This window comes from Jeotgalibacillus sp. 10bf12 (assembly GCF_055597105.1).
Window position 1 is genome coordinate 1,390,849 of the sequence record NZ_CP200276.1, and the last position, 25,052, is coordinate 1,415,900.

Here is a 25,052-nt window from a genome sequence, read left to right on the forward strand (position 1 = left end):
CATCTTCCTTTTTAAATATAGATTCGTTAGTTCTCCAGTTGTAATTCTTCCCCGTACCTTATAATACGGTAGGCGGCATAGCCATCGCTGTATTTTCCGTTGCCAAAGTTGACGGGCAGAAGTGAAAAGGCAGCGAAGTATAGTGAGAAATAAGAGTATTGATAAAAGAATATATCCGGTCCGATGAGATCCTGCATAATGGAGATATTGATCAGGAAAATAGAACCGAAATTAAAAATAACGCCCCCGAGATGGACAAGGGTATTGGTGAAGCGATTATTATATTTCAATGACGTATATTTACAAAATGAATCGAGAAAGTAAATACTGTGAATACTGATTCCGCCGAATTTAACCAGGCATTTGCCTCTTCCTAACGCAAAATTAGATGTTCCGCCAAAAATTCTGGCAAAAAACGCATGCCCCAGCTGATGTACAAGAGAAACGGTTGGAAACACAATTAAGAATGACCACAAAAAGGTCCATATATCTTTAAGTTGAAACATTTTAGCACCTCTAACATTATTTTTCATGTATTGTCTAGACATGTTTCCCGGGATATGCTTCAGTAAACCTAAATTGAAAAATCAATTGGACAGAAAGACAGCTGTAGCGTACGATTGAAAAAATTGAATGTTAAAGGAAGATTTAGGAATGGACATCCAAACTGTTGTTTCCACGATTATTGTGATGGGGCTGATGATCGCAACTGGTTCGTTATTTGCGCTCAGAGTCAATGTTACAAGTGAAGTGAAATCAGTACTCATACTATTAATATTAAATATTGCGGTTCCGGCTGTCATCTTAAATGGTGTTTTCAGTGTGGACCTCACAGGAGACGCCTTGGCGGAAGCCGGTTTAATTTTTGGTATATCTATTGTTTACCATATTGGTGCGCTGATTTTCGTTAAAATCCTTACTGTTCTATTAAAAATACGTTCGATGTTCGGAAAAAAAATGATGATTCTTGGTGCACTTGGGAATACGGGATTTCTCGGCATTCCGCTGGCTGCAACAATTTTTGGTCCGGCAGGAGGATTTCTTGCAGCAATTTTTGACGCGGGATTATCACTGACGGTTTATACAGTTGTCATTTATCTGCTGCAGGCAGAAGGGAAATTTCATATCAGTCAGCTGAAGGCTGTCATAAACATGCCTGTTCTTTCAATCGTCATTGGTATAATCGTAGCGCTCAGCGGATTCAGACCGACCGGCATGATGATTCAGTTTGTTGAAATGCTTGCAGCACTTGCAGCCCCAATGGCTATGCTTTATGTTGGAATGCTGCTGCCTCCATTGATTAAAAGAGGAAGGAAAGTACTCTTTCCGATGCTATGGTTTCCGGTTACCGTCAGACTGCTGGTCATTCCACTGATCGTTATGTTTATCTTATCTCTGTTTTCATTTACAGGATGGACCGCCCAGTTAATTGTCCTGCAAACGGCAATGCCAGCAGCAATGATCACAGCCGTACTATTTTCTAAATTTACGAGTGAAGAAGAAACGGCAATCGTCACAATCTTCGCTTCAACACTGCTGAGTCTGGTGACAATCCCATTCATCGCATGGCTCTTAATTTGATTTTTGGGTTTCTCTCATTGAAAATAAGGAAAGATACTACTATGAGAGGAGCGATGATGATGACAAAATATAAAGGTTTTATTGGTACATATACCAAAAAGTCCAGCAAAGGTGTATATGAGATTGAACTTGATACTGAAAAGGAAGAATTGACGGTTAAAGGGGTGGCTGCTGAGAGTAAAAGCCCTACCTATGTCAATATGGATGCGGAACAGGAACACCTGTATACAGTTGCACCAGGTGGCATAGCGTCATATACAATTGGGGATTCTTTATCCTCTATTGCTCACGTTGACGCAAGGGATGGATCACCTTGTCACGTAAGCGTCAGTCCGGACGGTGAATTTGCGGCATCAGCTACTTACCTTGACGGTACGATTGCGTTATTCAAACGTGATAAAGAGACTGGTAAAGTGACTGAGCAGCTTTCATTGATCCAGCATGAAGGCGGAGGACCGCATGAGCGTCAGGATGCAGCCCATGCACATTTCAGCGGTTTTACACCGGATGGTAAATACTTAGTCGCAGTTGATCTCGGAACAGATGAAATTATTTCCTACAATTATCAGAGTGGTGAATTAAAGCAGGCTTCTGTTTTTAATGCGGAGCCGGGAGCGGGACCAAGACATCTGACATTCCACCCGGAAAAGCCCCTTGCGTACGTAATGACGGAGCTGAGTAATGAAGTGCTTGTACTGGCTTATGATAGCTCTAACGGCGCTTTTAGACAGCTTCAGTCGATTCCTGCGATCCCGGGGGACTTTAACGAGAACAGTCAGGGCAGTGCCATTCATATTTCTTCTGACGGCCGCTTTGTTTATGCCGGTAACAGAGGCCACAATTCAATCGCTGTCTTTGCAGCAGATGAAGATAATGGTGAGCTGACGCATATTGAATATGTGGAGACGGAAGGGAACTGGCCGAGAGATTTTGTGCTTGACCCATCTGAATCATTTGTTGTTGCAGCCAATCAGGAAAGCGACACGCTTGTACTGTTCAAACGTGATAAAGAAACCGGCCGCCTGATTAGTACAGGTGTAAAAGTAGAAGTGCCAGAGCCAGTCTGTGTAAAATTTAAATCAAAGTAAATTGAATAGGTATAAAAAAACTGCAGCCTGTGAAGAGCTGCAGTTTTTCAATGTGACCGTTCTTATGAATTCAAAAAACCAACATTTAATCTCGAATCAAAGATGTATAAAAATAGTTCTTTCTATAATATGTGACTAATTATAGATGACAGTTTGTAAATTTCTTCGTTACGCGAAGAAAAAGATTGAAAAATTGAAAAAAAAATATATATAATAAAATCCTATTGGGATAAGGAATTCAGGCAATTTTAGCGTTTGTGGATAAACTTTCTAATTGACAAAACTACCCTTGTATACATTATACTGAAAAAGTCCTCTGAACTTTTCATTTTATTGGTAATGAATGGATCTGAGTAGAAAAATATACATATAGAACAAGAGAGAGAGGGTCTGCAAAAGAATGAGGATTACAATTGACCTTAAAGTAGTTCATGTAAAACCCCGGGTTAAATCACATTTGTCTAACGTTGTTCATTTCGTTGATTCTGCGAATAATCGTTTTATCTGGACGACTGCTGTCGATAAAGGATTGGCAGAAGGCGAAAAAGTAAAAGCACAAATCAGTGTGAACGAAGAGCTTTACGATGAAGACGGAAAATATGTCAGAATCAGTCATGTAGCCATTCTGGAGAGTATTTCCGACCTTAGCGCAACCACTTACACCAAGAAGCCATTCAGCATCATGGACCGTCCTGCTAAAAAAGAGGAAAAGAAAAAGGTGCCAGATCAGGAACTGCTAAATAATATCGAGAAGACACTAGAGCTGCTAAGAAAAAAATAACGGCTATTTTTTTGTTGTTACATTTAGCAAATCGAAAGAAAAAAGGGCGCCGGTGCGCTCTTTTTTGCGTTGTGTGATGGACGTTTTATCAATATAGAACTTCATTTCGTCTAGCGCCTCTTAAAGTGAATAGTGTAAACTCTTGTGGAAAAGGATCAATAAGGACCGCGGAGGGTAGCGGTCTGAGGAAGGTCTAGTGGTTTCTGAAGGGGAATGTCTTGGCTGTGGTGTGTGAAAAAGTAAAAAGGTGATGGAATGATTTCGAAAGGTCATAGATATAATCGCAAAGCTGATCGATATATCCGTCCAATCCGCACAAATGGTTGAAACATATAAAAGGTGACGTTATTAATCCAATTGGTGATAGATAAAACGAGAAAGATAATGTAAATACCCCAGCACCCCCGCAACCCCCACAGCGAGAAACGGCGGTCATGATATTTGCAGCGCAGGTTTTGAATAACACTTCAATCATTGAAGTAAAATTGATAGAATAGAAGAGGCGTTTAAAATCACTCGAATAAAGGAGTAATCTTATGACTAAAGCATTGGTTTTTGGACATAAAAGTCCTGATACAGATACAATTACAGCGGCAATTGCCTATGCACATTTGAAAAATGAAATTGGGGTGGAAGCTGAGGCGGTTCGCCTTGGTGAGATTAACGGAGAAACTGCCTACGCACTTGAGCAGTTCAACGCAGAAGCACCGCGTCTGATCGAAAAAGCGGCTGGAGAAACAGACCGTGTCATTCTTGTGGACCATAACGAACGTCAGCAGAGCGTAGATGATATTGATGATGTAAGAGTGATTGAAGTCATCGACCATCACAGAATCGCTAACTTTGAAACAAGTGATCCTATCTATTTCCGTGCAGAACCGGTTGGCTGTACAGCGACAATTTTACTCAAGCTTTATAAAGAGCACGGCGTAGAGATTCCAAAAAACATTGCCGGCTTAATGCTTTCTGCAATTATCTCAGACTCACTTCTGTTCAAATCACCAACTTGTACAGAAGAAGACGTAAAAGCGGCTAAGGAGCTTGAAGCCATTGCAGGCGTTAATGCTGCGGAATATGGTCTTGAAATGCTGAAAGCCGGAGCCGACTTAAGTGGTAAAACCGCTGAAGAGCTGATTGCACTTGATGCGAAAGTATTCGAAATGGGCGGTCAGCACGTTAAGATTGCACAGGTGAATGCAGTAGACCCACAGGATATTCTGAGTCGTCAGGAAGAGATCGAGAAGGCAGTTGAAGCTGCAATCGAAGAAGAAAAACTGGCGTTGTTCACAGTGGCAGTGACTGATATCCTGAACAGTAACTCTACGATTATCGTAAAAGGCTCACATGTGTCACTTGCTGAAAAAGCATTTAACGTAACATTTACAAACCACACAGCGCTCCTTGAAGGTGTTGTATCACGTAAAAAACAAATCGTCCCTGTTCTGACAGAGACATTTAACGAAGAAATTTAATATGATTGAAGTAGCCTGGGATGATTCATCTCAGGCTGTTTTTATACGCTTCACCCGGGTGCGGAAAGCGCAGCCCTTACCGGAAATAGCAGTGGTGATTAAAAACCCTTATATTAACGGTTTTGAAAAGAAACCTCCAGGGGAATGAAAAAGCATGGAGGTGCTTTTCATGAGAATACCTGAATCACTCGCACAACAGGGTAAAGAACGCATCAAAGACTACCCCGTAGAAGGCTTTGTCTACGGCGAAGGACCGGATCGTCCTGTCATCATGCTCGTTGGTGAAGCACCGGGGGAAACCGAAATACATAATGGGATTCCATTTAGCGGGCGGGCAGGAAAAGAACTGATGCAGTCACTTGAGTTCCTTGGACTGACGAGGGATGACGTCTATATTACGAGTGCTGTCAGAAGCCGTCCGTACAAATGGGGTCAAAAAAAAGACCGTAGCAGCGGGGAGATGGTCGATAGAAAGTATAACCGCACACCGACTGCCAGGGAGATCATCGCGCATGCGCCAATATTGGATTATGAAATAAAAAATGTAAACGCACCGCTGATTGTGACGCTTGGAAATATTGGACTTCAAAGACTGGCCGGTAAAGATAAAAAGGTTACTCAGGTTCATGGTCAGCTTTTTAAGCAGCAGGTTCAATATTTGGAGAGTCCGGAAGATACCAATTTTAAGTGGACAGAAGCAGAATATGAGATCTTTCCGACCTTTCATCCGGCAGCGATCTTCTATAATCGAAGCCTGGAAGAAAAGCTGAAAGAAGATTTAGAGAAGCTGAAGAAATTGATTGAAGAGCGGGGACTGAAGCAAAAGAATTAGCTTAACGGGTTTCAAAATATGCAAGCTATGGTATATTAGTAGAAACGAATAAGTCCCTAAAAAGGGGAGTAGCGACCTTAACGGGTCAATGAATCGTCATTACGGCAGGATTTCTGCTCGGTTCATTGAGCTCTGTATACAAAACAGAGTACGCAAGACCTTTTTATGAGTACTCAAATTGATGAGCGCTCATAAAAAGGTCTTTTTTCGTTAACAGTATTTGAGGAGGAATTTCTTTGGTTTTTGTATGGTTTTTATTAGCTGCAGTCGTAACCGTATATGCGGCAATTAAATTATCGACTTATGCAGATGTGATCAGTACGAAGACAGCGATGGGTGGTATGCTTGTCGGAACGCTGCTTTTAGCTGGTGCCACATCTTTACCGGAAGTGACGACGAGTTTATCTGCTGTTGTCATTGATAACCCGGATATTGCAATCGGAAATATGCTTGGGTCAAACCTGTTCAACTTGTTTATTATCGCAAGCTTTGATTTGTTTTTCCGTAAAAAGCGCCTGTTTTTAGATGCGAGTAACAGCCATCTGCACACAGCCAGTCTTGGGTTGCTGCTGACTTCACTGACACTGGTTGCACTTTATCTGAGAATTGATACCACGTTTTTAGGTATTGGACTGGATGCATTTATCATTGCAGGTGCTTACGTGATTGGGATGATCATTATCAGTAAGCTGCCTGAAAATAGTAGCGGTGCTGCGCCTGCAATCCCGGTTGAAGAAGATAAAGAAGTGGCAGCAAGCTTTTCAATGAGTGTAAAGCATGCTGTGATTGGATTTATCATTGCTGCACTTGTCATTATGGGTGCGGGTACTGTGCTTTCTATTATGGGTGATGAAATTGCTGTAGTGACAGGACTTGGATCAAGTTTTGTAGGGAGCTTTCTGATCGCGGCGACCACTTCACTGCCAGAAGCAGTTGCTGTATTTGTTGCGCTGCGTCTGAAGAATGTGAACCTGGCACTTGGATCTATTCTCGGAAGTAACATTTTCAACATGCTCATCATCGCAGGGTCGGATATTTTCTACCGCGGTGGATCCATTCTATCAGCTGTTTCAGATTCGCATATTTTCACTGCGATCGGCGTGACGGTTCTATCAATCATTGTCATGTTCTCAGTCATTAAGAAAAAAGCGAGTTCTACGTTTACGTATATTCTGCCTTCACTGTTAATTGTCATTGGATACTTTGTCGTATCTTATCTGATTTTTACCGGATCATGAAAAAAGCTCGCTGGATCAAATCCAGCGAGCTTTTTTCTATAAGTACTCTTCATAACGTTTTTCAAGATAGTTTTGAAATACTGTCATCAATGAACAAATTCCCCAGTAAATCAGCGCGACCACAATATACATCGTCATAAAATCGAATTCACGGCCACCGACAATACGGGCACGCTGAAAAATATCAGGTACAGTAATAATGGCTGCAAGTGAAGTCGCCTTGATAATATCAACATATACATTTCCGAGAGGTGGTATGGCAATTCTGACTGACTGTGGAAGGATCACTCCATACATCGTCTGCCAGTATGTCAGACCTAACGCTTTTGAGGATTCCCACTGCCCTTTATCCACTGAAGATAAAGCAGATCTGATAATTTCAGCAATATAGGCTGCACTATTAATACTGAATGCAATTAAAGCAGCATTGACTGCTGGAATCTGCACGCCAATCACTGGCATACCAAAGTATAAAAGAAATAAGATAACAAGAATTGGTACGCCGCGCATGAATGAGATATACGTTCGAGCAGGCCAACTCAAGATTTTAAATTTCGAAGTCCTCATCAGTGCAATAAAAAAGCCAAGAACCAGACCGGCCGCCATACTGACAATGGAAATCAGCAGTGTATAACCGATCCCCGACATGACGAAGGGGAGGGATTCCCAGGCCAGCTGAGGGTCAAATAGTAAGTCCCAGCGGATTTCGTCCATAGCGACCGCTCCTTTCTTCAATTAATGACTATTCTTCAAAATCAATATCAGGCTGCTGCGTAACATCCTCACCAGCGAAGAACTGTCCTGAAATCTCAGAGATCGTTCCATCTTCAAGCATTTCTTCAAGTGTAGTGTTCACTTGTTCAACAAGCTCATCATTTTCATTACTCATGACAAGGCCTACTTCAGATGGGCTGTACTGAAGATCAGGGTGAATCACAATTCCTAAGTCAGGAAATGCCTGAAGTGCAAGTGTCTGCAGGTAATAGTCATTTAAAATAACATCCGTGTTACCTACTGATACATCACGAAGGTACTGCTCGTTTGTCGCATTGTCATAGATGACTTCTTCAGCACCGTATTCACGTGCAAGATCCATATAAACTGAAGTAGCTGCACCTGCAGCACGTTTGCCTTCAAGGTCTTCGAATGTTTCAATTCCTGAAAGGTCATCTTCACGTACGATGGCTGTGCCGTATGAATACTTAATTGGTGTAGAAAAAGCGAACTGTTCAGCTCTTTCTTCAGTGATTTCGATATCATTAGACGCAAGGTCAACCTGACCTGTATTAACAGCTGTCAGCATGCCATCAAATCCGATTTCTTCCCACTCAACTTCAAGATCGAGACGGTTCGCAAGCTCTTTCACAACTTCCACTTCAAAGCCAGTCAGCTCATCGGTTTCATCGTCATAATATGAAGTCGGGAAAAGTGTTCCTGAAGTAGCAACCTTTAGTACGCCTTCCTCCTGAATGTCATCCCATGCAGTTGTTTCTTCCGTTGATGAATCATCAGAACCACAACCTGCTAGAACTGCTGCAGCTAAAAGACCGATAGAAACGGTACGAATATTTAACTTTTTTATATTCACGTTAATAATCCTCCTTAAAATTAATCCTTTAAAAACATAGCATTTTAACAATTATGACACAAGGGTTAAATCGGCAGGGAATATTCGGATAGCGCTTACATGGTGGGGGTATCTGGATTAGCGTAGTTGGGGTATGGAAGGGGTTGTGAATATTGTTACAGTAAAGTTGCGGGAGTGGGGGTCATTAAGCGGACGTGAACAGGGTGTGGAATAATCAAAAAGGTGAATGAATAAAGCTGAAAGCTGATGTAAAAATGAGAAAGGTGTCAGAAATAATGCTGCCCAAGCGAAAGGTGATTCAATTGATTCGGAAGGTCATCGAATGAGTCAAAAGGTGAGTGAATCAACCCTATACGTGTCGGAATTAAATCCATGTGCAGCTCCCCTCCCAATAAAAAAGCAATGAACGTCTCCGCTCACTGCTTCTCAAAAAACCATTTATTCACGATCAAGCGGATAAACAACCCCCTGCTGCTTTCTGATCTGTTCCATCAGCCCGACAGTTTGAAGGGAAATCTGATGCGTATTGATGTCCGACTCGATTTTACCGGCATGCGCTGTTTTCATAAACTCTTCAATTTCATAAGACATTGAAGGCTTTGACTGCTCAACTGAATAATCTACGGCACCATCTCTCGTCATAAGCGTCACTTTACCCGGTGAGCTGATGTGGTCGATGTGAATCGCGCCTTTTTCACCGGCGATTTCACTCGGAAGAAAGCTGTCAGCAATTTTGGAGTAGCCTGCTGTGACGTTCATTCCTTCATAAGATAAAAGGACTGCGCCCTGGCCATCGACTCCAGTATGAAGCACCGTGCTGTCTGACTGGACAGCATCAGGTGATCCGAAAAGTGAAATGATCGGATAAAGAGTATAAACGCCAAGATCCATTAAAGATCCATTTGCCATATCAGGCTTAAACGCATTCAGGATCTCTCCAGCTTTAAATTTGTCATAGCGTGAAGAATACTGACCATACTGAAAGCGGACCTGTCTGATAGTGCCGATCTCAGGCAGCAATTCTTTTACACGCTGAAAGTTAGGCATTGATGTCGATTTCATTGCTTCCATCAGCAATACCTGATGTGTTTTTGACGCTTCAATCATTTTTTCAGCAAGCACCTTTGTGGCAGTCAGCGGCTTTTCGCAAAGGACCGGAATCCCTTTTTCAAGGCAGGTGATGACCTGTTCGTGATGAACTGCATTAGGTGTCGCAAGGTAAACTGCATCGATTTCTCCGCTTTCACACATTTCCTCAAGTGATGTATATGTATGGGGAAGCCCGTGTTTCTCAGCATAAGCCAGTGCAGTTTCGTTTTTTCGTGAGCAGACGGCCGTGATCTCAGCCCCTTCTGCTGCCATTGCAGCTTCAATAAAAGTATCTGTAATCCAGTTCGTTCCTGTTACGCCAAATCTCATTATGCTTCAATCCTTTTCATATCGTTTGTCCCAAGTGTACATACTAAAAGAAGAATATGCCAGTACGTAAAGAATGAGTCAAATTGTCCGAAATGGGGTATATGCATAAAGAAGTAAGTGAATCGTGAAACATTTTCAATATGGATCCAGTATATAAAGTATAAGTTCAATTGAAGTAAAGGGGCTTTTCAAATGGAGCAATTTATCTCTAATGAACAATTTAACGTGATAAAATCTCAGATTATCGGGATGCAGAGGCAGGCGAATGTGACATCGGATGAAGGTGTGAAAACTGCTGTGAAGGAAGCGGCAGAAGCGAAGGTATATGACGTGTTTGATCAGTTAACACAGGATCAGGAGCAGCTGATTTCAGGTGTTGCCTCACTTGATACAGAAGAAGAACGGACAAAATTCCTGATGGACCTGACACCTTACAGAAAATCATTCCCGGAAGTGACGCCCGCTGATTTGCGTGGACTTTTTCCAAAGGTGAAAAAGCTTCAGGTCCCGAACCTTGAATCATTTGATTTCAGAGCGCTGACCTATCTCGGATGGAAAGATATTGGGCAAAGTAAGCAGTATTTTGTCTATGTGCGGAACGGTGAATTAACAGGCGTTCAGGGCAGGTATGTGATCTCGGCGCGTAAAGGCATCTGCAGTCTATGCAACCGCTACGGTGATGTGGCGATGACCAGCATTCAGAATAGACCGAGGGAATCCGAAGGTTTAAGATCCTACGGACAGTATATCTGTTATGACAGTAAAGAGTGCAACCAGGCGATTCAGGACTCATCGCAGCTCGAAGCCTTTCTTGGGCAGGTAAGATGAAAAAAGGACAGAATAAGTCAAAAGGGTGATTTGTATGGACACAAATGAACAAATCGAAAAATATCTCACAATGTATGAACAGCTCAGAAAGAAATACCGGTGGCGTGTGAATAGTACGTCTCTGATGATGCTGGCGGGGCAACTTACAACTGCTGAAAAGCCGTTTGAATTGAGCAGACTGATCTCTTTGAATGAAATAATTAAGAAAGAATCCAGCCAGTTTTCTTATATTCAGTCAGCAGATCTGAGACTGATGCTGACAGGACTGCTTGTATCAAATTTTGATGAGCCGAAAAAATCGTTTGATGACATGATGCTCGTCTATGAAAAATTGATAGAATCAGGTTTTTCAAGAAGTCCCCATGCTTACATTGCAGCCTACGCTTTATATGTATCGCTCGATTCTGTATCGGAAGAAGAGATAGACGAACATGTAAAACGTGCGAAAAGCATGTACAGCGGAATGAAAAAACAGCACTTCTTCTTAACATCTCATGAAGATTACCCGCTATCTGTGCTTCTGGCTGAAGAAGAGGGGGAAGAAGAAGAACTGCTTGACGATATGGCTTATTACTATGATCAGCTGCATATTGTACTGGCGAAAGGAAATAACCGTCAGTTCTTATCACAGATCCTTACATACGGGCGCCAGGATAACAGACAACTGCTCGTACAAAATACAGTCACTTGGCTGGATGACCTTAAGACAAATAAGATCAAGCTGCGCGGGAATCACTTGCCGATTGTCGGTGTACTGGCCCTCGCCGGAACACCTTCAGCACTGCTCAATGAAGTAAAGGCAACCTATGATCAGCTGATCAGTATTAAAAGTTTTAAATGGCATAAAGACCTGTGCTTTATGACAGCCGTGCGGTTTGTTCTGCAAAAGAAAGTTCAGGAAAATAATGTGCTGGATGTCGGTCTTGCATCAACAATCGAATCGATCCTGCAGGCTCAGCAGGCTGCAGTACTTGCTGCGATGTCAGCCGGAGCTGCTGCATCAGCAAGTTCATCGAATAATTAATGACTAAGGTCATGGGGAAGAGGAATGTAATATGAGATTCATTTGTCTGCAGCATATCTGGTATGACAACGCAGGTTACCTGGAAGAATGGGTGAAAGTCTGGGGCTGTGAGCTTCATTATATTGATGCAAAAAAACCGGATGATTATCCTGTCCTGAAGGATAATGATGTGCTGGTTGTTTTAGGAGGTCCAAACAGCGTACAGGAACTCCCTGAAACGGACTGGATGCAAAAAGAAGTTGATTATATTGAAAAAGCGATCAATGAAAAACGAAAAATCATTGGCATCTGTCTTGGATCGCAAATGATTGCTCATATCCTCGGAACTGAAGTATCATCTTTGCCGAAATATGAAATGGGCTGGGCGGAGCTGAATTGGCATACTTCTTTTCTTGAAGACTTTGACATAGGTCAGCTGAATATCCCTATGTTCCACTGGCACAGTGATATTTACGATCTGTCAAAAGGAACAAAGCCGGTTGGAAAATCTGAGATCACACCGGTTCAGGGGTTTTATACAGATCATATTCTCGCATTTCAATTCCATCCTGAAATGACGGTTGAAGGCATTCAAAACCTGATTGACCATGATGATCAGGAGATTGAAAAACGCGATAAGACGGTCGATATGGAAGGACCGAGAGCGGATCCAGGCTACGTGGAACAAAGTCATAACCGCTTTCAACCAATTCTTGAAAAGTTTTTAGACGTCCATGGTGAAAAAAAGATTGATTAAACACTGGACAAAGATTTGAATTGTGTATACAATAAGAATGAGATTCATTCTCAATTAAAAAATAAAACGTCGCACTTATTATAAATGCCTGTAAACAGTCGTTTCGCACCGGCTTTTTACACAGAAGGCGCACAAGAAAGCGACGCCCCCTCCCTTAGCCGCACGCTGCCTGACACCAGCGTGCGGTTTTTATCTTGACTATAAAGTTAGATCAGATCCGGGAAATGTCAGTTCAGTGACTGAGAAGCCCGGTCCAGATTCCCGGAAACTCCTGTCACATCTACACCCCACCCGCGCCACAGTTGTACATTAACTAACTTTCCAAAATATTTCCTGAAAAATCTTGCACATTTATTCAATATGATGTAGGCTATACAACAACTATTATTTTCAGACAATTCCATAACTTATCAAGAGAAGTGGAGGGACTGGCCCTTTGAAACTTCAGCAACCGGCAGTGCACGGTGCTAATTCCAGCAGGTGATCAGCCTGAAGATAAGAAGAGCGTATTCCAAGACCTTCTCTTATCAGAAGGTCTTTTCCTGTATATACAGAACGATTTTGAAGGAGCTGCATGATATGACATCAATTCAAACCATCCTGGCTCAGCTTGGAAACAGAAGTGAAGAATCGACTGGAACTGTAAACCCGCCCATCTATTTATCAACTGCATACCGGCATGAAGGACTCGGTCAGTCGACCGGCTATGACTATACGAGAACGAAAAATCCAACAAGAGCCATCCTTGAAGAAGGCATTGCAGCACTTGAAGGAGCAGACCAGGGCTTTGCAACAAGCTCAGGGATGGCCGCTGTTCAACTGGTGCTGTCTTTGTATAAACCGGGAGATAAGATTCTTGCCTCTGATGACTTATATGGAGGCACTTACCGCTTATTTGATCATTACAGCGAGCATTACGGCATAGAGTTTGTGTATGTTGATACAAATAATTCTGATGATCTCCAGCATGCCTGTACGGAGCGGGTAAAGGCAGTCTTCGTGGAGACGCCGACAAACCCGCTGATGAAAATAACAGATATCAGACAGGTTGCAGATTTTGCTCATGAAAAAGATATTCATCTGATTGTAGACAATACCTTTTTAACACCTTACCTTCAGCGGCCGATTGAACTCGGGGCAGATATTGTCATTCACAGTGCAACAAAATATCTTGGTGGGCACAATGACGTGCTGGCAGGTCTGGTTGCCGCTAAAGGTGAGTCGATTTGTGAAAAGCTTTTTGCGATTCATAACGGAGCGGGAGCGGTTCTGTCGCCAATGGACTCATGGCTGTTAATCCGTGGAATGAAGACACTTGCGCTCAGGATGGACCGTCACCAGACGAATGCTGCTGCAGTTGCAGCATTCCTTGAAACGCAGCCGCAGGTCACAGACGTCATTTACCCGGGAATCGGCGGGATGGTTTCATTCAGGCTGGAACAAGCGGAGTGGATTGATTCATTTCTAAGATCAATCAATGTCATTTCATTTGCTGAAAGTCTTGGTGGTGTTGAAAGTTTTATTACGTATCCTGCCACCCAGACCCATGCAGATATTCCTGAAGCAGAGCGTGAAGATAAAGGGATCTGCAGCAGGTTACTGCGTTTCTCTGTTGGTATTGAACAGCCTGACGACTTAATCACTGATCTGAAACAGGCGCTTGAAGCAGCCGGAAAAGGAGGAGATCAAGTATGACACATCATTTTGATACAAAACTATTGCATCAGCCCTCATATATCGACAAGCAGACAGGGGCTGTGAATGTACCCTTACACTATTCCTCGACTTACCATCAGCAGTCGATTGATGAATTCGGTCCTTACGATTACAGCCGTTCAGGAAACCCGACACGCGGTGCACTGGAAGATACGATTGCTGATCTTGAAAATGGTCACGCAGGATTTGCTTTTGCATCAGGTATGGCTGCGATCTCTTCTGCATTCATGCTGCTGTCTGCAGGCGATCATGTGCTGGTTTCAAAGGATGTCTACGGCGGGACATACAGAATGATTACAGAAGTGCTGACGCGCTTTAATATCGATCACTCGTTTATTGATATGACCGACCTTGATGAAACAGCGCGTAACGTTCAGCCAAATACAAAAGTCATCTATGTGGAGACGCCGTCCAATCCGACGCTCAATATCACGGACATTGAAGGCGTGGCAAAAGTGGCAAAGGCACATGGGTGTCTGACGTTCGTGGATAACACGTTTATGACGCCGCTATACCAGAAGCCGCTTGATCTTGGCGCGGATGTCGTCCTGCACAGTGCAACAAAGTTTCTGTCAGGTCACAGTGATGTCGTGGCAGGGCTTGCTGCTGTAAAAGATGAAGAGATCGCTGCCCGGCTGAAGTTTATCCAGAATTCATTCGGCTCAATACTGGGCGTTCAGGATAGCTGGTTACTGCTGCGTGGATTAAAAACACTCAGCGTTAGACTCAAGCAATCATCCGATTCTGCAAGGGAAATTGCGCAATATCTTCACCACCACCCGCTGATTGATGAAGTGTTCTATCCAGGTTTTTCATTTCATGCGGGCTACCATATCCACCAGAGACAATCGACCGGAGCGGGAGCTGTGCTGTCTTTCAGGTTACCTGACAAAAAGAGTGCAGGTGTACTTGTTGAAGCAATGAAAATCCCTGTGTTTGCAGTCAGTCTCGGTGCTGTGGAGTCGATCCTGTCCTATCCGGCAACCATGAGCCACGCTGCAATGCCGCAGTCAGAGCGTGAATCACGCGGGATCACATCAGGCCTCCTGCGCCTGTCAGTAGGTCTTGAAGATACTGAAGACCTGCTCGCAGACCTGCGCCAGGCACTCGATAAAGTCGGCGCATACCAGACGCTGCAGGTATAAAAAATGCTACTGCACCTTTAAATCAGGTGCAGTTTTTGTTTGTCCGCAAAAATCAGTGGTAAAGACTTCTAAATACTTTTTAGGAGGATGACCAATGATTTTTTCACAGGATGGAATGAAGGATCAGCATATTTTAGTAACAGGCGCAACTGGAGGGATCGGCTGGCACACAGTCAAAGAAGCGTTGAAGGCAGGTGCCTCAGTCACGGCTGCCGGGCGTAATGAAGATAAACTGGGTGACCTGAAAAAAGAATGCCAGGAAGCAGGAATCGAAGCGAAACTGCTGATTGTCTCAGCAGACCTGAACGAATCTGAAGACAGAGAGAGACTGCTCCAAAAAGCTAAAGAACATGCAGGACCGGTTACCAGACTTGTAAATTCAGCCGGCATTTCAGGCGGGGATACAGTTGAAGAACTGTCTGAAGAGGATATGCGGAAGGTGATGGAGCTGAACTACTTTTCAACAGTCGCACTCACGCAGCTTGTCTACCCTGAAATGAAGGAATCAAAAGCCGGTTCAGTCGTGAATGTATCGTCTCTCTCCGGTCTTAGAGCCACGCACGGTAATACTGCGTATGCCGCATCCAAATTCGCCATCATTGCATTTACGCAGGCATTTGCACATGAGGCAGCAGAACACGGAATCAGGGTAAATGCAGTATGCCCGGGATTTGTCGATACAGAGATGGGACGTAATGCAATCCGTAAAAAAGGCAAAAAGGCCGGTCGTTCATTTGAAGAGCAGCTGAAAATCGTTGAAGAAGGACTGCCGTCCGGGCGTATCACGCAGCCCGATGAAGTAGCGAGAACCATTTTGTTTTTACTGTCTGATGCTGCAGAAAATATCATTGGTGAATCAGTCAAAATTTCAGGTGGAGCAGTCATGAGATAAGGAGGTGGGGCGGATGGAGCCGGTTCAGATTGTCGTTCTATTATTGATCGGCTATATCGTCTTTACAATTGATAAGCTCACGCAGGTATTCCCAAGGCCGCCTGTTTTAGTGGGAATCGGAATGCTGCTTTACTTTGTACCCTTTTTTGGGGGAATTGAGCTGTCTGAAAAAGCCCTTTATGAAATGATACTGCCAGCGTTACTCTTTATTTCAGCATACAAGTTTTCAGTTGGTGCGCTAAAGACAAACAGCTGGGCGATCTCCATTCTGAGTACGGTTGGACTGGTGTTGACGGTGCTCGGGCTCGGTGGGGTCATTTATTTGATAGCAGAGCTTTTTGTGCCCCTTGATTTCACTGAAGCATTATTGATAGCAGCTGTTCTTACGCCAACCGATCCTGTTTCAGTCACGTCGATTCTACATAAGTCTCTTGATAATGAGAAGGTAGGCGATATTGTGGAAGGAGAGTCGCTGATTAATGATGGGACAAGTTATGTCATTTTTGCGACCCTTCTGTCGATTCATCAGGGGCATGAAAGCTTTTCGTTCTTATCATTTATGGGAGAGTTTTTATATGTTGCAATTGGCGGGGCGCTGATTGGTATCGTGTTCGGCTGGCTCGTCAGCCGTGCGGTTCATTTTACACATCATCAGGAGTATCAGGTGATGCTGAGTATCATTATGGCTTACGGCCTGTTTTTACTGGCAGAGTCATTTGGAATTTCGGGCGTGCTTGCCACCGTTGCAGCGGGGTTAATGCTTTCATGGGAATTTAACCGTATTAACAAAGAGGATCACTATAGAGAATCGCTTGACCATTTTTGGGATGTAGTCGAACCGACACTGCTCTCACTTGTCTTTTTACTGATTGGTTTTACAGCAGTCGACTATTTGAAATGGGAGTGGTTTGGTTTTGCCATTCTTGTATTTATTCTATCACTCGTGATCAGAACGCTGATCGTCGTGCTTACTGCTCAGAGCGTGCCGCCGATTAAAAAGAGTTTGTCCTGGAAAGAATCACTGCTGATTTCATTTGGTGGTGTGAAGGGAACGATGTCGGTTGTACTTCTGTTATTGCTTGAAGCATCAGATGCAGGAGATACCGGAACTGTCATGACCATTTCATTTATCGCTGTACTGCTGTCATTATTTATACAGAGTGTCGGTGTTCACCCACTGGCGAAGCTGTTGAAAACGTGAATATGCTCTCTGAAAACTGCACAATTGCTGTGCAGTTTTTTGTTGTGGAAATGAGGTGAGACTTTTGACATGAAGCTGCGAACTATCAATGTTTTTCTAAGAACGCTCCTATATTTTCTCCGAACATGCCTCACCTTTCTAAGGAACACTCCATCAAAATATTCCAAACGCCTATTGCCAAAGATTACAAAATAGTATATAGTACATTACAGCAGTAATGCACTATATCAGATAAAGGGAGGTGACTGAGCTGATGCTGAATGCAGACAGTACGAAACCGATTTATATACAAATTGCCGAATGGCTTGAAACAGAAATTTTACATGAACGATTTAAAGCGCATGAAAAAATGTTTTCGCAATATCAGCTGGCGGATCAGTTCAACATTAATCCGGCGACAGCGGCAAAGGGGCTCACAATACTTGCAGATGCAGGGATTTTATATAAGAAAAGGGGACTTGGCATGTTCGTGACAGAAGAGGCGGCAGAGCAGATCCGCCACAGAAGAATCAATGAAACATTGGCAGCGCTCGTTTCAGACGTCGTAGCGGAAGCAGAGCATCTGAACGTGAAAGAGCAGGACCTGATCCATATGATTCAGCTCGAGCAAAGTCGCCGGAAAGGGGAAACGTCATGACAGTGATTGAATGTAGACATCTTGAAAAAAGATTCAAAAACGGTGCAGGCGTAAAAGATGCTGATTTTACCATTCAGGAAAATACGATTACAGGCATTGTCGGCAGAAACGGATCCGGGAAAACAACGCTCATGAAAACAATTGCCGGCTTTTTGAAAAAGACGGGCGGGGATCTCAATGTGTTTGGAGACCAGCCATTTAATAGCCTGAAGGTATCTGCTAACAGTATGTATCTTGATGAATATACGGTGTTCTCTAATGCGCTGACGACAAAGGATATTCTTCATCACCATGGCCGTTTTTATCCTAATTGGGACGCTGACCTTGCAAAAAAGCTTGCAGATTATTTTGCGATCCCGCTGAATATTGGAACGGATTACCTTTCAAAAGGACAGAAAAACACATTCTACGGCATCCTCGGACTTGCTGCGCGGTGTCCGCTGACGATCTTTGATGAGCCGACGACAGGGATGGATGCTTCAGTCAGAAAAGATTTCTATCGGGCCTTGCTGAAGGATTATCTGGCGCATCCGAGAACGATTCTGATCTCGAGTCACCACCTCGATGAAATTGATGAACTGATTGAGGATCTGCTTCTGATTGACGGGGGACGCTCGATTCTCCACCTTCCAATCGAAGAAGTAAAAGAGTACGCGATGGCCGTTTCCGGTCCGGCAATGCAGGTGGAAAACTGGTCAGATCAGCAGGATGTCATTGCGCATCTTGAAGATAAAGGCGGGTTTTCAACAGTGATTGTGAAGAATCATTTTACAGCAGCTGAGAAGGCCGCTGCACGTGACCTCAGATTTACACCGGTATCTGCAAGTGATTTGTGTGTGTATATGACTTCAAGAAACAAAGGGGGGATTGATGATGTCTTTAGCAACAGTCAGCACGGGTAAGCTCATACGTCAGCAGTTTATTTATAAATGCTATGCGGTCGCTGACCTGTGGAGAAGTCTCGTTGTGATTCAGTTAATTGCGGTTCTATTTTCGGTATTGGGTACTGGTGGGATGAGTACTTCAGATGATATGTTTTCACTCAGGATTTCAACGTTTTCCAATGATACTGTTTTTATGTTTACGATATTTTGGCTAGTCATTATTTCAGCTTTAATAACAACCAAAAATTATCGATATGAAGATTTTTCTTATGTCACAACTAGAAATATCAGTCAGGCTTCTAATGCAATTTTACTTCTGGCTATCGTTTTGTTATCCTCACTTTTTATTGTAATGAGTAATTATGTGATCTACCTTGCGATATTGATTTTCCGTGACACTTCATTTTATCCAGGTATGGCGAGTGTAGGAACTCCGGGAGAAATGTTACTAAGCTTAGGTGCTGTATTTGGATATGCAATAGTGGCTGCAGCGGGAGGTTATTTTATTGGCGTTCTGATTCAGCTTAGTAAGGTATTTATTGCAGTCATTCCTGTTGTGCTTTTTGGGCCTGCAATGATGGGGACATCACTCGCCCTTTATGAATTCTTTTATGAATTCTACGCCCAAGAGGCATCCTTGACCTTATTTCTTGTGAAAATGCTTATTACAGCAGCTATTTTATATCTTGCGGGTGTAAGCATCCTGAATAGAAGGGAGGTAAGAGAACTGTGACAGCTATCATACAGCTTTTGCCTATCGTACTATTGATTCTGATGATTTTTCTGTTTCTAAAAAGTAAAAATAAAAATGTTCCTGAAAAATCTAAGCGGAAGAGGCCTCAAAGGAAGGTTGCACGTATCATTTTCCTGTCTTATGCTGTTTTGCTTGTATTAGCGATGGTGACTTATTATGTCCTGCCAGCTACAAGTAAAGAATTACCTGCAGGAGCTAATCAAGAAGAAGTATCGGATCAGCCAGGGTGGGAGATCTATGAAAAAGCGACTCAAAACCGTTTTAATGATATTGATCCCGCTTACCTTGAAGAACAGAAAGTATTTGAATACAAATACACAAGTCTTGTACTCCCTGACAATCTACCGGACCGTGGGGATTTCCTGATTGTAGCTACCATCGACAATCAGCTATCTGAAGAAATCAAAATGGATATTTACAAAACACCATTTTCAGTAAATGGTGTTGATATTACCGATGAAATCGTTCGGCCAAGTGTAACAATTCAAAACAATCAGCTGTTCATCAGTGATGTTTATGGACAAAATGATTTGCATTACATTCAGTATCTGCCTTCGATGATTGTGCAGCAATTCAACAGTGATGAGGAAAATAATGAGGGCTTTGGTTTTGGGACGAACTATTCATATGGTGTTCAGGTCATTCACCTTTATGTGCCAGAAGATGTTGCAATCATCGGGGAAGTTCGGAAGTTCATCGCACAATAAAATAAATATTCAGAAAAAGGTTGACTTCCTTTTTCAGACTCTTTATAATCCTCAACAAGAGCAAAACAAAACATGTACTTACAACTTTATAACTCTTATCCAGAGTGGCGGAGGGACTAGGCCCTGCGATGCCCGGCAACCAACGTATCAAATCCTGATACGGAAAGGTGCTAATTCCTACAGATCCTTGAAAAGGTCTGAAAGATAAGAGGAGGATATCTAACCCTCTTCTTATGAAGGGGGTTTTTATTTTCCCCTTTCATCTTCATCCAGTACACACTTCACTGAAAAAAATCCATCAGTTCACTAAAGGAGAGATTTGATCATGACAAACAATCAGCCGCAATACAATATTGAGACACTATTACTTCACGGTGCAACAGAATCAGATCCGACAACAAACGCAAGAGCGATTCCGATCTATCAGACAACATCTTATACATTTGACAGCGCTGAGCATGCGCAGAATTTATTCTCGCTTGCTGAAGAAGGAAATATTTATACGCGAATCGGCAATCCGACAGTTGCTGCTTTTGAAAACCGCATTGCCCTTTTAGAAGGCGGAGTAGGTGCAGTAGCAACGGCATCAGGCATGGCAGCGATCACGTATGCAGTGCTGAACCTGGCAAGTGCAGGAGATGAGATTGTAGCAGCTGCAAACCTTTACGGGGGCACATACAACCTTTTTGCCCAGACGCTTCCGAGATACGGCGTGAATGTAAAATTTGTTGACGGTACGGATCCTGAAAACTTCAGAAAAGCAATCGGCCCGAAAACAAAGGCTGTCTTTGCAGAAGTGATTGGAAATCCTAGTCTTCACGTACTTGATACGGAAGGGGTTGCGAAAGTCGCGCATGAAGAAGGCGTGCCGCTGATTGTAGACAGTACGTTTGCGACACCATACCTGAATAAGCCGATTGAGCACGGCGCTGACATTGTCGTTCATTCAGCAACAAAATGGATTGGCGGTCACGGCACAACGATTGGCGGCGTTGTTGTAGACGCAGGCACATTCAATTATGATAACGGACGCTTCCCGGACTTTACAACACCGGACCCGAGCTATAATGGATTACGGTTTGTAGACCTCGAAGCTGCAGCATTTATCGCAAAGCTGCGTGTGAATCTGCTGCGTGATACAGGCGCATGCCTCAGTCCTCAGAATGCATTTTATTTACTGCAGGGACTTGAGACGCTGCACTTGAGAGTGGAACGCCACGTGGAAAATGCATTAAAGGTCGCTGAATATCTGGATCAGCATCCTTCAGTGGATTGGGTGCAGTATCCGGGTCTTGAGAGTCACTCGTCATATGAAGCAGCGAAGAAGTATCTGCCTAAAGGTGCCGGATCGATTATTGTATTTGGCATTAAAGGTGGACGTGAGTCAGGCAGAAAAGTCATTGATCATACGCAGCTCTGGTCACATGTTGCAAACGTTGGTGATGCAAAGTCATTGATTATTCATCCGGCTTCAACAACGCACGCGCAGCTATCAGGTGAAGACCTTGCAGCAGCAGGTGTAAAAGAAGAGCAGATCAGATTATCCGTGGGGATTGAATCAATAGAAGATCTGATTAACGATTTAAATCAGGCAATTGAAAAAGCGGCAGTACCCGCTCATTCGTAAGGGAGGAATCAGGATGGGAGAGACATTAACTGAGAAGGTCATGCATCGTGAAGGGACAGTCGATATCGGTTCTTTGATACTTGAATCCGGAAAAGTGATTGATGATGTCTCTCTCCGCTACGAGCGGTCAGGAGATCCGTCATTACCTGTGATCCTGATCTGTCACGCATTGACCGGCACGCACCAGTCAGTCGGAACAGAGCAGGAACCAGGCTGGTGGCGCGGCTTTGCCGGTGAACATGCGTATATTGATTTAACGAAGTTCCAGGTGATCACATTTAATGTGCTTGGCGGCTGCAGCGGTTCTACCGGTCCTGACTCTCTGAATCCATACGGTGAAAAGTACCGCACTGATTTTCCATTTATCACTGTAAAAGATATGGTCAACGCACAATATCAGGCCTGTCTGAAGCTTGGCATTACGAAGCTTCATGGTGTCATCGGCGGCTCGCTCGGCGGCATGCAGACGCTTGAATGGTGCATCAGCTATCCGGATTTTATGGATAAAGCAGTGCTGCTGGCAGCGACGCCATCATTGAGTGATTACGGCATCGCTTTTAACCGGATCGGGATTCATGCCATTGAAAATGACCCGTCATGGAATAACGGTCTGTATGATAATCCGTCAGATGTAAAAGGATTTGAGGTTGCCAGAATGGTTGGGCTTGTTACTTACAGAAGTCCATATCTGTTTACAGGCAGGTTCAATAGAGAAGAAAAAGAAGTAGAAGAGGAGCAACCATTTTATCAGGTGGAGTCCTATTTAAAATATCAGGGTGAAAAAATCACCAAACGATTTGACCCGAATAGTTATTTGACTCTTTTATATGCAATGAATCATCACGACATCAGCAGGCATCACGGCAGCATCCGGAAAGCGGCTGAGAAAATTAAATCGAAGCTTCTTGGGATCGGGTTTAAGGGAGATTTATTATATCCGCCAAATGCAATTGAGCAATTCGTCAGCTATGTACCTGAAGCTGACTTTCACGAAGTTGATACAGATTTTGGTCATGACGGATTCCTCGTTGAATTTGAAAAATGGGGACAGTACGTCAAACAACATTTTGAAACTGGACAGTAAAAGCTGTCCGTTTCTTTTCACTATAATTCTGAGTAAACAGGGAGGAATAACAATGAATAAAATAAAAGCATTTATCTTATCATCAGCAGCAATCGGGGTCCTCGCTGGATGCTCAGCAAATGCCAGTTCAGATGAACAGCCGGAGAAAATTACACTTGATTATGCTTATTACTCTCCAACGAGTCTGGTACTGAAAGAACAGGGGCTGGTTGAAGAAGCACTGGCGGATGAAGGAATTGAAGTGGAATGGGTGCTCAGTCAGGGAAGTAACAAGGCACTGGAGTTTCTCAATTCCAGAAGTGTCGATTTCGGTTCCACTGCTGGAGCGGCAGCCCTGATCGCTAAATCAAATGGCTCTCCTGTGGAATCAGTTTACTTATACGCAAAGCCTGAATGGACAGCACTTGTAGCGGGAGAAGGGTCAGATATAAAGTCAGTAGAGGACTTAAAGGGAAAGAAAATCGCAGCAACGCTCGGAACCGATCCTTACATATTCCTCCTCCGTGCACTTGAAGAAGCAGGCGTATCTTCAGATGAAGTGGAAATTGTAAATCTTCAGCATCCTGATGGCGCTAATGCATTATCTTCCGGGCAGGTTGACGCATGGGCTGGACTCGATCCGCATATGGCAAGGGCAGAGCTTGATACAAATGCTGAGCTGTTTTACCGTAATCCAGACTTTAATACGTATGGCACGCTGAATGTCAGGTCAGAGTTTGCTGAAGACTACCCTGAGATCGTAGAAGAAGTCATTGCGCAATATGAAGCCGCACGTGAATGGACAATTGCTAATCCGGATGATGCAGCACAAATTCTTGCAGATGAGGCTGAAATGAACCTTGAAGTGGCAAAAGCGAGTCTTGCCCGCAATGACTTTTCAAATCCGGTCATTGGAGATGAGCATACTGAAGCGCTGATTGTAGCGGGTGAAGTACTTCGTCAGGAGGAAGTCATTGATCAGGATGCAGATATTGAAGCACTCGTTGACGAATTATTAAATCCTTCATTTACAGAAAATCTGGAGTAAAGGAGGGAGCGGTATGAAAAATAAATTGAACCTGATTGGACTCGGTCTGATTCTGCCAGTTGTTTTGGTTGCTGTATGGGAAGCAGCTGCCCGGCTTGGGTGGATCGAATCCTATCTGCTGCCGGCTCCGACCGTTGTGGTTGCATCAATTGTTGAAATGGCACAGGAGGGTACGCTTTGGGCCCACGTCTCAATCACGCTATACCGCGTAGGGGCGGGATTTCTAATCGGAACTGCAGCGGCATTGCTGGTAGGTGCAGCGGTCGGCTATTTTAAGCAGGCAGAAAGACTGCTCGATCCGATTCTTCAGGCGTTCAGATCAATCCCGTCACTTGCCTGGGTTCCATTGTTTTTACTTTGGATGGGAATTGGAGAGCCTTCTAAAGTGACGTTGATCGCTGTCGGCGTATTCTTCCCGGTGTATTTAAATATTGTCTCGGGCATTCAGGGTGTCGACAGAAAACTGATTGAGGTTGGTAAAGTGTATCGCTTCAGTTCACTACAGTTAGTCAGAAGAATTATCCTGCCTGCGTCACTGCCTTCATTTATGGTAGGGATCAGAAGCGGCCTCGGCTTAGGCTGGATGTTTGTTGTCGCTGCAGAACTGCTTGGTGCAAGCGAGGGGCTGGGTTATCTGCTGGTGCTCGGACAGAATACATCATCACCTGAATTAATTATCGCAAGCATTATTTTATTTGCCGCACTCGGGAAAGGGACAGATGCTCTGCTCAAAGGAATTGAAGCAAAGTCATTGAAGTGGCAGGATAACCTGCAAAATGCTCAGTAAAAGA

25 protein-coding genes and 2 riboswitches are annotated in these 25,052 nt (G+C 43.6%); of the genes, 21 read left to right on the forward strand and 4 right to left on the reverse strand.

What is annotated here, in order from left to right; all coding sequences use genetic code 11:
- Positions 1-26 precede the first annotated feature (26 nt).
- A complete protein-coding gene (locus DH10bf12_RS07280) occupies positions 27-506 on the reverse strand; it encodes a hypothetical protein (RefSeq protein ID WP_471737852.1) in 480 nt (159 codons plus the stop codon).
- A gap of 148 nt (positions 507-654) precedes the next feature.
- Between DH10bf12_RS07280 and DH10bf12_RS07285 the strand changes: the two genes are divergently transcribed.
- The 6 genes from DH10bf12_RS07285 to DH10bf12_RS07310 all read left to right on the forward strand — a co-directional run bounded on the left by DH10bf12_RS07285 (position 655) and on the right by DH10bf12_RS07310 (position 6,992).
- Positions 655-1,581 carry an AEC family transporter gene (locus DH10bf12_RS07285; protein ID WP_471737853.1) on the forward strand — a complete coding sequence of 309 codons (927 nt, stop codon included), beginning with the start codon at positions 655-657 and terminating at the stop codon, positions 1,579-1,581.
- A 59-nt stretch (positions 1,582-1,640) separates the two neighbouring features.
- Positions 1,641-2,669, forward strand: coding sequence for a lactonase family protein (locus DH10bf12_RS07290; RefSeq protein ID WP_471737854.1), 1,029 nt, complete (start codon positions 1,641-1,643; stop codon positions 2,667-2,669).
- Positions 2,670-3,069: 400 nt separating this feature from the next.
- Complete coding sequence (locus tag DH10bf12_RS07295; RefSeq protein WP_471737855.1) at positions 3,070-3,450, forward strand: hypothetical protein; 381 nt, start codon at positions 3,070-3,072, stop codon at positions 3,448-3,450.
- Between the two features lie 536 nt (positions 3,451-3,986).
- The gene (locus tag DH10bf12_RS07300) at positions 3,987-4,922 is read left to right on the forward strand and encodes a manganese-dependent inorganic pyrophosphatase (protein ID WP_471737856.1); all 936 of its coding nucleotides are present in this window, start codon (positions 3,987-3,989) and stop codon (positions 4,920-4,922) included.
- Positions 4,923-5,091: 169 nt separating this feature from the next.
- Positions 5,092-5,754, forward strand: coding sequence for a uracil-DNA glycosylase (locus DH10bf12_RS07305; RefSeq protein ID WP_471737857.1), 663 nt, complete (start codon positions 5,092-5,094; stop codon positions 5,752-5,754).
- Positions 5,755-5,990: 236 nt separating this feature from the next.
- Entirely contained in the window at positions 5,991-6,992 is a 1,002-nt protein-coding gene (locus tag DH10bf12_RS07310; RefSeq protein ID WP_471737858.1) for a sodium:calcium antiporter, read from the forward strand.
- A gap of 36 nt (positions 6,993-7,028) precedes the next feature.
- Here DH10bf12_RS07310 and DH10bf12_RS07315 read toward each other — a convergent pair whose 3' ends face one another.
- The 3 genes from DH10bf12_RS07315 to DH10bf12_RS07325 form a co-directional block, all read right to left on the reverse strand.
- Positions 7,029-7,706 carry an amino acid ABC transporter permease gene (locus DH10bf12_RS07315; protein WP_471737859.1) on the reverse strand — a complete coding sequence of 226 codons (678 nt, stop codon included), beginning with the start codon at positions 7,704-7,706 and terminating at the stop codon, positions 7,029-7,031.
- Positions 7,707-7,734: 28 nt separating this feature from the next.
- Complete coding sequence (locus tag DH10bf12_RS07320) at positions 7,735-8,574, reverse strand: transporter substrate-binding domain-containing protein (protein ID WP_471738205.1); 840 nt, start codon at positions 8,572-8,574, stop codon at positions 7,735-7,737.
- A gap of 444 nt (positions 8,575-9,018) precedes the next feature.
- A complete protein-coding gene (locus DH10bf12_RS07325) occupies positions 9,019-9,999 on the reverse strand; it encodes a Gfo/Idh/MocA family protein (RefSeq protein ID WP_471737860.1) in 981 nt (326 codons plus the stop codon).
- 192 nt (positions 10,000-10,191) lie between these two features.
- On the opposite strand from DH10bf12_RS07325, the gene DH10bf12_RS07330 reads away from it, so the two are divergent.
- From DH10bf12_RS07330 to DH10bf12_RS07400, 15 genes are all read left to right on the forward strand, one after another.
- On the forward strand, positions 10,192-10,827 hold the full coding sequence (locus tag DH10bf12_RS07330; protein ID WP_471737861.1) for a FusB/FusC family EF-G-binding protein: 636 nt from the start codon (positions 10,192-10,194) through the stop codon (positions 10,825-10,827).
- 34 nt (positions 10,828-10,861) lie between these two features.
- Positions 10,862-11,851, forward strand: a complete 990-nt coding sequence (locus tag DH10bf12_RS07335) for a DUF4003 family protein (protein WP_471737862.1) — start codon at positions 10,862-10,864, stop codon at positions 11,849-11,851.
- A 31-nt stretch (positions 11,852-11,882) separates the two neighbouring features.
- Positions 11,883-12,587: a type 1 glutamine amidotransferase gene (locus DH10bf12_RS07340; RefSeq protein WP_471737863.1), complete on the forward strand. Its 705-nt coding sequence runs from the start codon at positions 11,883-11,885 to the stop codon at positions 12,585-12,587.
- Between the two features lie 404 nt (positions 12,588-12,991).
- A riboswitch (SAM riboswitch) is annotated at positions 12,992-13,089 on the forward strand.
- A 77-nt stretch (positions 13,090-13,166) separates the two neighbouring features.
- Positions 13,167-14,282, forward strand: coding sequence for a methionine biosynthesis PLP-dependent protein (locus tag DH10bf12_RS07345; RefSeq protein ID WP_471737864.1), 1,116 nt, complete (start codon positions 13,167-13,169; stop codon positions 14,280-14,282).
- A complete protein-coding gene (gene metC, locus DH10bf12_RS07350; RefSeq protein WP_471737865.1) occupies positions 14,279-15,448 on the forward strand; it encodes a cystathionine beta-lyase in 1,170 nt (389 codons plus the stop codon). Before DH10bf12_RS07345 ends, metC begins: the two co-directional genes overlap by 4 nt.
- Before the next feature lie 94 nt (positions 15,449-15,542).
- Positions 15,543-16,340, forward strand: a complete 798-nt coding sequence (locus DH10bf12_RS07355; protein WP_471737866.1) for an SDR family NAD(P)-dependent oxidoreductase — start codon at positions 15,543-15,545, stop codon at positions 16,338-16,340.
- A gap of 13 nt (positions 16,341-16,353) precedes the next feature.
- The gene (locus tag DH10bf12_RS07360) at positions 16,354-17,541 is read left to right on the forward strand and encodes a cation:proton antiporter (protein ID WP_471737867.1); all 1,188 of its coding nucleotides are present in this window, start codon (positions 16,354-16,356) and stop codon (positions 17,539-17,541) included.
- 253 nt (positions 17,542-17,794) lie between these two features.
- Entirely contained in the window at positions 17,795-18,178 is a 384-nt protein-coding gene (locus DH10bf12_RS07365; protein ID WP_471737868.1) for a GntR family transcriptional regulator, read from the forward strand.
- Positions 18,175-19,080, forward strand: coding sequence for an ATP-binding cassette domain-containing protein (locus DH10bf12_RS07370; protein WP_471737869.1), 906 nt, complete (start codon positions 18,175-18,177; stop codon positions 19,078-19,080). Before DH10bf12_RS07365 ends, DH10bf12_RS07370 begins: the two co-directional genes overlap by 4 nt.
- Positions 19,052-19,795 (forward strand): hypothetical protein, encoded by a 744-nt coding sequence (locus DH10bf12_RS07375; protein ID WP_471737870.1) that lies wholly within the window; start codon positions 19,052-19,054, stop codon positions 19,793-19,795. Before DH10bf12_RS07370 ends, DH10bf12_RS07375 begins: the two co-directional genes overlap by 29 nt.
- Complete coding sequence (locus DH10bf12_RS07380; protein WP_471737871.1) at positions 19,792-20,523, forward strand: hypothetical protein; 732 nt, start codon at positions 19,792-19,794, stop codon at positions 20,521-20,523. Before DH10bf12_RS07375 ends, DH10bf12_RS07380 begins: the two co-directional genes overlap by 4 nt.
- A 92-nt stretch (positions 20,524-20,615) precedes the next feature.
- Positions 20,616-20,734, forward strand: a riboswitch (SAM riboswitch).
- 114 nt (positions 20,735-20,848) lie between these two features.
- Complete coding sequence (locus DH10bf12_RS07385; RefSeq protein ID WP_471737872.1) at positions 20,849-22,150, forward strand: O-acetylhomoserine aminocarboxypropyltransferase/cysteine synthase family protein; 1,302 nt, start codon at positions 20,849-20,851, stop codon at positions 22,148-22,150.
- A gap of 13 nt (positions 22,151-22,163) precedes the next feature.
- Positions 22,164-23,234, forward strand: a complete 1,071-nt coding sequence (gene metX, locus DH10bf12_RS07390; RefSeq protein ID WP_471737873.1) for a homoserine O-acetyltransferase MetX — start codon at positions 22,164-22,166, stop codon at positions 23,232-23,234.
- Positions 23,235-23,286: 52 nt separating this feature from the next.
- The gene (locus DH10bf12_RS07395) at positions 23,287-24,261 is read left to right on the forward strand and encodes an aliphatic sulfonate ABC transporter substrate-binding protein (protein WP_471737874.1); all 975 of its coding nucleotides are present in this window, start codon (positions 23,287-23,289) and stop codon (positions 24,259-24,261) included.
- A gap of 13 nt (positions 24,262-24,274) precedes the next feature.
- Entirely contained in the window at positions 24,275-25,048 is a 774-nt protein-coding gene (locus DH10bf12_RS07400) for an ABC transporter permease (protein WP_471737875.1), read from the forward strand.
- Positions 25,049-25,052: the final 4 nt, after the last annotated feature.